Annotated in this window: 9 protein-coding genes; 4 read left to right on the forward strand and 5 right to left on the reverse strand. The window is 63.9% G+C overall.

Annotated elements, in window-relative coordinates:
- Nucleotides 1–9 precede the first annotated feature (9 nt).
- The gene (gene nhaR, locus E4L96_RS11475; RefSeq protein ID WP_135207354.1) at nucleotides 10–918 is read right to left on the reverse strand and encodes a transcriptional activator NhaR; all 909 of its coding nucleotides are present in this window, start codon (nucleotides 916–918) and stop codon (nucleotides 10–12) included.
- A 126-nt stretch (nucleotides 919–1,044) separates the two neighbouring features.
- Here nhaR and E4L96_RS11480 point away from each other — a divergent pair, with 126 nt between their 5' ends.
- From E4L96_RS11480 to E4L96_RS11495, 4 genes are all read left to right on the forward strand, one after another.
- A complete protein-coding gene (locus tag E4L96_RS11480; protein ID WP_135207355.1) occupies nucleotides 1,045–2,154 on the forward strand; it encodes a DUF475 domain-containing protein in 1,110 nt (369 codons plus the stop codon).
- 98 nt (nucleotides 2,155–2,252) lie between these two features.
- Nucleotides 2,253–2,828 (forward strand): TerD family protein, encoded by a 576-nt coding sequence (locus E4L96_RS11485; RefSeq protein ID WP_135207356.1) that lies wholly within the window; start codon nucleotides 2,253–2,255, stop codon nucleotides 2,826–2,828.
- Between the two features lie 28 nt (nucleotides 2,829–2,856).
- Entirely contained in the window at nucleotides 2,857–3,555 is a 699-nt protein-coding gene (locus E4L96_RS11490; protein WP_135207357.1) for a TIGR00266 family protein, read from the forward strand.
- Nucleotides 3,556–3,570: 15 nt separating this feature from the next.
- Nucleotides 3,571–4,152: a TerD family protein gene (locus tag E4L96_RS11495; protein ID WP_135207358.1), complete on the forward strand. Its 582-nt coding sequence runs from the start codon at nucleotides 3,571–3,573 to the stop codon at nucleotides 4,150–4,152.
- Nucleotides 4,153–4,289: 137 nt separating this feature from the next.
- On the opposite strand, the gene ggt is transcribed toward E4L96_RS11495, so the two are convergent.
- The 4 genes from ggt to E4L96_RS11515 form a co-directional block, all read right to left on the reverse strand.
- Nucleotides 4,290–6,053: a gamma-glutamyltransferase gene (ggt, locus tag E4L96_RS11500; RefSeq protein ID WP_135207359.1), complete on the reverse strand. Its 1,764-nt coding sequence runs from the start codon at nucleotides 6,051–6,053 to the stop codon at nucleotides 4,290–4,292.
- A 24-nt stretch (nucleotides 6,054–6,077) separates the two neighbouring features.
- Nucleotides 6,078–6,503, reverse strand: coding sequence for a hypothetical protein (locus tag E4L96_RS11505; protein ID WP_135207360.1), 426 nt, complete (start codon nucleotides 6,501–6,503; stop codon nucleotides 6,078–6,080).
- 119 nt (nucleotides 6,504–6,622) lie between these two features.
- Complete coding sequence (gene rpoH, locus E4L96_RS11510; protein WP_229414407.1) at nucleotides 6,623–7,489, reverse strand: RNA polymerase sigma factor RpoH; 867 nt, start codon at nucleotides 7,487–7,489, stop codon at nucleotides 6,623–6,625.
- 301 nt (nucleotides 7,490–7,790) lie between these two features.
- A partial coding sequence (locus tag E4L96_RS11515; protein WP_135207362.1) for a cell division protein FtsX occupies nucleotides 7,791–8,255 on the reverse strand: 465 nt, incomplete at its 5' end.

Genomic DNA, 8,255 nt, shown 5'->3' on the forward strand with positions numbered 1-8,255 from the left:
TTGTAAGGCTCATTGCGGTATCAGAGCGCCTTGCTCTGCCGCCGCCAGGATCGCCTCCACGGCCGGGTGCTTGATCCGGCGTTCCTTGGAGATCGCGAAATACTGTTCGGTGACCTCGGGCACACGGCCGACGACGACCGCGTTGAATTGCGCCTGCACGTCCGCCGCCAGCGCCGCCGGGGCAAAGAACAGGCCCGCGCCATTGCGTCCGAAAGTATTCAGGAGCGCGTTGTCCTCGAATTCGCCCGCGATGTGGGGACGCACCCCGTGCAGCTCGAACCATTCGTCGATGCGGCCGCGCAGTGCGTTGTTGCGGGCCGGGAGCAGGAAGGGCGCGCCCTTCAGGCTTTCGGGGAACTTGCCCTTGTACTTGCGGGCCAGCTGCGGCGTGCCGACCACAATGGTCTCGCTTTCGAACAGTAGATGGCTGAACACGCGCATGGTGGTGTTGGCGCGCACCGGACGGTCGGTCAGCACCACGTCCAGCTTGTGCATCGCCAGGTCGGCCAGCAGGGCCTCGAACTGGTCTTCGAAGCAGAGCAGGCGCACGGGCGTGTCCAGCCGCATGGTCGGCTCCAGCAGGCGGAAGGCGGACAGCTTGGGCAGCGAGTCCGAGATGCCGACCGTGAGGCGCATCTGGCCCGTGTCCGCATCGTCGAGCGCCTCCTGCAAGCGTTCGCCGAGCAGGAAAATCTGGTCTGCATAGTTGAGCGCGAGACGGCCCGCCTCGGTCGGCACCATGCGCCGACCCTGCGGCGCCAGCAGGGCCTTGCCGACCGATTGTTCGAGCAGCTGCAGCTGCGTCGATACCGTCTGCACGGCCAGGCCCAAGCGCTCGGCAGCACGCGTGATGCTGCCCTCCTTGGCGACCACCCAGAAGTAGTACAGGTGCCGGAAATTCAGAGTGCCGGGATTCATGCGGTGTCACATTCCTCAGATTTTTCGGAAGTAAGTCTTCAATAAACTTCGCTTTTTCGAATCTTAGCATGGGCCTACACTGCGCTTCATCAAATAACAACGCAACATGAACGGAGGAAAATCAAGATGAAGCATTTCAGGGTTTCGTTCCTCGTCACGCTGGCCTGTATGGCCGCCGCGGGATGGTGGGGCTATGAGCATACGGGTATCAGCGGCGCGCTGACCGCCATGGGTGTGGCAGCGATCCTGGGCGTGATGGAAGTCTCGCTCTCGTTCGACAACGCGGTGGTCAACGCCTCCGTGCTGAAAACGTGGGACGCCTTCTGGCAGAAGCTGTTCCTGGGCGTGGGCATCATCATCGCCGTCTTCGGTATGCGCTTGCTGTTCCCGCTGGTGATCGTGGCGGTGGCCGCGAATCTGAGCCTGCCGGACGTGTGGACGCTGGCGCTGACCAACCCCGCCGAGTACTCGCGGCACCTGACCGATCACCACGCGGAAGTGGCGGCGTTCGGCGGCATGTTCCTGCTGCTGGTCTTCCTGAACTTCCTGCTCGATGACGAGAAGGAGCTGCACTGGCTGGGCCACTTCGAGCAGAAGCTGGGCAAGCTGGGCAAGGTCTCCTCGGTCTCGGTGATGGTGTCGATCGGTGTGCTCATGGCGTGCATGCAGCTGGTCGAGCCGGCCCGCCAGATGGTGGTCCTGGTCTCCGGCCTGTGGGGCATCCTGATCTACGTCGGCGTGGACATGATTTCCAGCCTGCTGGAAAAGGAAGAGGAAAGCGGCAGCAATGTCGGCGAGGTGGTGAAGCGCGGTGGTATCGGCGCCTTCCTGTACCTGGAAGTGCTGGACGCCTCCTTCAGCTTCGATGGTGTGATCGGCGCCTTTGCGATCACCCAGGACGTGGTGGTGATCATGCTGGGCCTGGCCATTGGCGCGATGTTCGTGCGGTCGCTGACGGTCTACCTGGTGGAGAAGGGCACGCTGGACGAATTCGTGTACCTGGAGCACGGCGCGCACTACGCGATCGGCATCCTGGCCGCGATCATGCTGGCCTCCATGAAGTACCACATCCCCGAGCTGTTCACGGGTTTGATCGGTGTGGCCTTCATCGTCGCCTCGCTGTGGTCCTCGATCCGGCACAAAAAGGAACAAGCGTCGGAACAAGCCCGCCTCGAAGCGGTCGAAGGCAAGGAAGCGAAAGAACAGAAGCTGCTGGAACCTGAATCCGCAGCGTAAGCAAGACCCGCGGCGAGCGGCATCGACACCCCCGACTCGCTGCGTTTTACCGACGGTGTCAGTTCATGACTGAGATTGATCTTCAAGGAGAATCACAAATGGCTATCACCCTGCAAAAAGGCGGCAACGTCAACCTGTCGAAAGAAGCTCCGGGCCTCAACAAGCTCACCGTGGGTCTGGGCTGGGACGTGCGCTCCACCGATGGCGGCGACTTCGACCTGGACGGCGTGGTCTTCCTGCTCAATAACGGCGGCAAGGTGCGTTCGGATGCGGACTTCATCTTCTACAACAACGTGAAGTCCGCCGACGGTTCGGTGCAGCACTCGGGCGACAACCGCACCGGCGCCGGCGAAGGCGATGACGAGACGGTTTCGATCGACCTGACCCGCGTGCCGGCCGATGTGGACAAGATCGCGATCGCGGTCACCATCCACGACGGCGAGGCCCGCCGCCAGAACTTCGGCCAGGTGCAGCGCGCCTTCGTGCGCTGCGTGAACGCGGCCAACACCACCGAGATCGCCCGCTTCGACCTGTCGGAAGACACGTCCACCGAAACCGCGATGATCTTTGGTGAGGTGTACCGCAATGGCGCCGACTGGAAGTTCCGCGCGGTCGGCCAGGGCTTCAAGGGTGGCCTCGGCCCCCTGGCCCGCAACTTCGGCGTGAACGTTTAACGCGCGGCCCAACCAACAGGAGACCAAGATGCCCGTTTTTACTGTCACCGGCGATGTCGATCCCTTCCTGCATGTGTCCATGCGCCAGGGGGAGATGATCTACTGCGAGTCCGATGCGATGGTGATGATGGAGTCCACGCTGGAGCTGAAGGGCCGCATGCGCGGCGGACTCGGTGCGGCGCTGATGCGGACCTTTGCCAACGGCGAGTCCTTCTTCCAGCAGCACATCGAGGCCACGCGCGGCAATGGCGACTGCCTGCTGTCGCCGACCCTGCCGGGCGCGATGCAGATCGTGGACTGTGGCCCGAACCAGTACATCATCAGTGACGGTGCTTTCGTCGCGGCCAGCTCCGGGGTGGATCTCAAAGTCCGCACCCAGAGCCTCGGCAACGCGCTGTTCGCACAAAGCGGAGGCTTCTTCGTCACTGAGACGTCGGGGCAGGGGCAGGTGGTGGTGTCGGGCTTCGGGTCGATGTCCGTGCTGGAAGTGGAGCCGGGCAAGGACGCCATCATCGACAACTCGCACTGCGTGTGCTGGGACAGCACGCTGCGGTACGAGGTTTCGGTGACCACGGGCCAGAGCGCGGGCTTCCTCGGCAATCTGGTCAACAGTGCCGTGAGCGGCGAGGGCATCGTCCTGCGCTTCTCCGGCAAGGGCAAGGTGTATGTGTGCTCGCGCAATCGCGCCGCATTCCAGAAATGGACGCAACAAGGCGCGCAGCGCTGATAAAGGAGTATAGAAATGGCAGTGAATTTGACGAAGGGCCAGAAGATCTCGCTCGAGAAGGAAGCCGGCGGCGCGTTGCGCCAGGTGACCATGGGTCTCGGGTGGGACGCGGTGAAGAAGGGCGGTTTGTTCGGCTTTGGCGGCTCGCAGGTGCAGATCGACCTGGACGCCTCGTGCGTGATGTTCGACGAGTCCAACCAGCCGCTGGACGTGGTCTGGTTCCGCCAGCTGCGCAGCAAGGACGGCAGCATCGTCCACACGGGCGATAACCGCACCGGCGCGGGCGATGGCGACGACGAGCAGATCGTGGTCGACCTGGCGAACGTACCGCCGCAGGTGAAGTCGCTGGTATTCACCGTGAACAGCTTCACGGGCCAGAGCTTCGCGCAGGTGCAGAACGCGTTCTGCCGCATCTTCAACAACGCGGACCAGCGCGAGATCGCGCGCTACGACCTGTCCGTGCAAGGTCCGCACACGGCGCAGATCATGGCCAAGGTGTACCGCCATAACGGCGAGTGGAAGATGCATGCGATCGGCGAGAACGGCAACGGCCGCACCTTCGACCAGCTGATGCCGCAGATTACGCCGCACCTGTGAGCGTGATCGAAACGGATGTAGCACCGCAGTAGCAGTACCGCAGTTGTAGTACGCAGTAGTAGTGTGTAGTAAGGCAGTAGTTTGCTTTCTCCTCCTCCTTGGGGCCGGTCTCGTACCGGCCCATTTTTTTGGAGGAGTCAGTGCGCCTTGTGCTGCACGAGGGCGGTGCCGATGCCGTGGCGCTTTCCTTCGCTGACGGCCGTCACGGTGCCGTCCTGGTTGAAGACGATGGCGTTGGCGGCGCCAATTTCGTCAGGCTGCGGGTCCCATTTGTGGCCGTAGCCTTCCAGCGCGCGGGCTTGGGCGCTGCCGGGGAAGCCGGGTTCGATGTCGATGGTGCTGCCATTGCGGCTGCTGATACGCGGCGCGTTCAGGGCCTGGTCCATCGGCATGCCGAGATCCACGTAGTTGAAGATCGTCTGCAGCACGGTGGTGATGATGGTCGCGCCACCCGGGCTGCCCACGGTGAACGCGGGCTTGCCGTTCTTGAAGGCGATCGTCGGCGCCATGCTGCTGCGCGGGCGCTTGCCGCCCTCGATCACGTTGGGCGCGGGCGCCATGAAGTCGAAGTCGGTCAGCTCGTTATTCAGCAGGAAGCCGTAGCCCGGCACCACCATGCCGCTGCCACCCCATGATTCGATGGTGAAGGTGTAGGCGACGATGTTGCCGTCCTTGTCCGACACCGCGAGGTGCGTGGTATGCATGGATTCGGGCCGCTGCGCCGCAGCCGCGCTGCGCGGGACCATCGGGTAGCTCGGGTCGGTGACGAAGGCATACGGGTTACCCGCTTCGGCCACACCGGGGTCGCGGTCGAGCGGGATCAGGGCGCGGCGGGTGGCGGCGAACTTCTTGTCCAGCAGGCCCTCGACGGGTGCGTCCACGTACTCCGGGTCGCCCAGATAGGCGTTGCGGTCCGCGAACGCCATGCGGGCGGCCTCAATGTACAGGTGCTCGGCGCGGTCGCGCGGCATGGATTTGAGGTCGTAGCCTTCCAGGATGTTGAGCGCTTCCAGCACCGTGGTGCCGCCGCTGGATGGGGCGGGCATGCCGTAGATATCGTAGCCACGGTAGGTCGTGTGGATCGGCTGGCGGATGCGCGCTTCGTAGTTGGAGAGGTCGGCCAGCGTCATGGTCCCGGCGGGGACGGTGCGGCCGGCCGCGGTGCGCGGGTGCGTCACCGTATCGACGATCGCTTTCGCCATCGGACCGGAATAGAAAGCACGGTAGCCGCGCGCGGCGATGTCGCGGTAGGCCTTGGCCAGGTCCGGGTTGCGCAGCACCGAGCCCGCAGGCAGCGCCTTGCCATCGCGGAGATAGAGCTTCGCTGTATCGGGGAAAGCCGCGAACTTCGGCTCGTTCATCTGCACCAGGCGGCTGAAGGTGGGCGTCACCGTGAAGCCTTTGGAGGCCACGTCGATCGCCGGCGCCAGCACCTGCTTGAAGGACATGCTGCCGTAGCGCTCCAGCGCCTCGTGCCACCCGCGCACCGTGCCGGGGACGCCAACCGACAGGCCGCTCGCCACCACGGTCTCGAAGTCCAGCGCCTTGCCATCCGGCCCCGTGAAGCTACGGTAGGTGGCCGCGGCGGGCGCAGATTCGCGATGATCGATGGTGATGACGCGGTTTTCCTTGGCCAGATAGATGACCATGAAGCCACCGCCGCCGATGCCGCAGCTGAACGGATCGGTCACGCCCAGCGTCGCTGCAGCTGCCACGGCCGCGTCGATGGCGTTGCCGCCCTGGTTGAGGATCTTGAGCGCGGACTCGGAAGCTTTCTCGCTGATGGTGGCGACCGCGCCACCGGTGCCCGTGGCCACCGGCGACTTGGCCAGGGCAGGTGCGGCGCAGATGAGGGTGAAGAGGAGGGCTGGGGTGAGCTGGAGCGGGGTTCTCTTGGCCATCGTTCGTTGTCGTTATGGGCTGCGTTATTGATTGCGGCGCGCGACCTGCAAGGTCACGTTATGGGCTGGCGTGGGATCGGCATCGCGCGCGGGCGCGGGAGCATCGCCGCCGTCCATGGTCAAGCTTACACCGGGAAGCCCGGACGGTGTGTAGGTCGGCTGGTCCGGCGTCAGCGTGAACTTCTCCGCGCGGCCATGCGCGGTGAGCGTAAAGCTGTAGGTGATATCGCCCTTGCGCACGCACATCACGTTCTTGGGGCAGCGGCTGTCGTTGACGCTGTCCAGCGTGACGACGACATTGGGTGCGAGGGTCGCGGTAGACCCTTGCGACAGCGGGTAGCTGGCTTCCTGCACGGCTGGCGCGTTCTGGTCCTGGGCCCGGGCTGCGCAGCCGCACAGCAGCACGGTGGGCAGCAGGGCCGCGGCCAGGGTGAGCGGGACTCGTCTCATGATGGACTCCGATGGTTGAGGGATCGGGTCGATACTAGCAAAGCGGGTCGGCCGGGGGCGCAGGGCAGGGACGAAAAAAAGGCACCGCGCACGGTGCCTTTGTGGTGGGGGCTTGACGCTTACACGTAAGCGGCCAGCGCGCCCTTCATCTTCTTCAGCGCGGCCGATTCGATCTGGCGAATGCGCTCGGCCGACACGCCGAATTCCTCGGCCAGCGTGTGCAGCGTGGCGCCCGAGCCGTCGTCGTTGGCCAGCCAGCGCGCTTCGATGATGCGGCGCGAGCGCGGGTCCAGCTTCGACAGCGCGGTCTCCAGGCCTTCGGAGTGCAGGCGGTCGCGCTGCTCGGCTTCCAGCACGCGGGTCGGTTCCTGGCTGTCCGACGACAGATAGGCGATCGGCGAAAACTTGTCTTCGCCATCGTCGTCGGTCGGCGCTTCCAGCGCGATGTCGCGGCCCGACAGGCGGGTTTCCATCTCGATCACTTCCTCGCGCTTCACGTCGAGCATCTTGGCCATCTCGTCGATCTGCGTGGGGCTCATCGCATCCAGGCCCACCTTGTTGGAGCGCAGGTTGAAGAACAGCTTGCGTTGGGCCTTGGTGGTCGCCACCTTGACCAGGCGCCAGTTCTTCAGGATGTACTCGTGCATCTCGGCCTTGATCCAGTGCATTGCATAGGAAACAAGACGCACCCCCTGGTTCGGGTCGAAGCGCTTTACGGCTTTCATCAGGCCAATGTTGCCTTCTTGAATGAGGTCGGCATGCGGCAGGCCATAGCCCAGGTAGCCGCGCGCGATCGAGACCACCAGGCGCAGGTGCGACATCACCAGCTTCTGCGCGGCGTTCAGATCATTCTTCTCGCGAAGGGCCCTGGCGAGAGAAACTTCTTCTTCATGCGTGAGCATCGGCAGACGATTCACCGCCGAGATGTAGGCATCGATGTTGCCCAGATTTCCGGAAAAACCCAGGCCCAAGCCACGATTGCCCATCGGGACCAGTGCGGATTGTGCGGTGTTAGTCATGGCTTTCCTCTTGAAATGTTCTGCTCTAACTGCGTGAGAGACTTACCTTGAGTCATATATTAGCACTCTTCGGTGGTGAGTGCTAATGACCTCTTCGAATGGCGGTGATAGCCAGAGCTTATTGCAGAAGAGTAATTGATAGGGGTGGGATGACGACGTTGGAACCATCGTAGGCTTCCCCAGTGCGCACCTCTGTGCGATGTCTAACGCTCTGGGCCATCACTGTGATAGGCCCAGTATCGTCGGGGGAACTGAAGAGGGACTTAATTCAGGTGAGGCGGCGCAGGTGGCGCTGCACCGACAGCACCGCGCCGACCAGGCCGAGTGCCGCGCTGACGGCCAGCAGGGCGGCGATGCCGAGCGGCGGCAGGGGCGCGAGCTGGAACTCGGACGCGTACAGCCGTGCAAATTCGGCAATCGCCGCGTTGAGTGGCTGGAGCGCGAGGGCCACCGCGCCGAGAGCCACGGCCCCCGCGCACAGGCCCAGCAGGGCGCCCGTGTAATAGAAGGGGCGGTGGATGAAGTTGTCCGTGGCGCCCAGCAGCTTGGAGACCGCGATCTCGTCGCGCTGCGTAAGCACCTGCAGGCGGATGGTGTTGAAGACCACCGCGACCACCACCGTGCCCAGGGTCAGGGCCAGCATCAGCAGGATCAGGCGCAGGATGCCCAGCAGGGCGGCCAGGCGCTTGACCCAGGCCGAATCCACCTGCACGGTGTCCACGTTGGGCAGCTT

This window comes from Zemynaea arenosa (assembly GCF_004614185.1).
GTDB classification, from domain to species: Bacteria; Pseudomonadota; Gammaproteobacteria; order Burkholderiales; family Burkholderiaceae_D; genus Telluria; species Telluria arenosa.

Bases quoted from the DNA above. Each gene is read 5' to 3' on its own strand.
- nhaR (WP_135207354.1), bottom strand. From the start codon at position 918: ATGAATCCCGGCACTCTGAATTTCCGGCACCTGTACTACTTCTGGGTG.
- E4L96_RS11480 (WP_135207355.1), top strand. From the start codon at position 1,045: ATGAAGCATTTCAGGGTTTCGTTCCTCGTCACGCTGGCCTGTATGGCC.
- E4L96_RS11485 (WP_135207356.1), top strand. From the start codon at position 2,253: ATGGCTATCACCCTGCAAAAAGGCGGCAACGTCAACCTGTCGAAAGAA.
- E4L96_RS11490 (WP_135207357.1), top strand. From the start codon at position 2,857: ATGCCCGTTTTTACTGTCACCGGCGATGTCGATCCCTTCCTGCATGTG.
- E4L96_RS11495 (WP_135207358.1), top strand. From the start codon at position 3,571: ATGGCAGTGAATTTGACGAAGGGCCAGAAGATCTCGCTCGAGAAGGAA.
- ggt (WP_135207359.1), bottom strand. From the start codon at position 6,053: ATGGCCAAGAGAACCCCGCTCCAGCTCACCCCAGCCCTCCTCTTCACC.
- E4L96_RS11505 (WP_135207360.1), bottom strand. From the start codon at position 6,503: ATGAGACGAGTCCCGCTCACCCTGGCCGCGGCCCTGCTGCCCACCGTG.
- rpoH (WP_229414407.1), bottom strand. From the start codon at position 7,489: ATGGGCAATCGTGGCTTGGGCCTGGGTTTTTCCGGAAATCTGGGCAAC.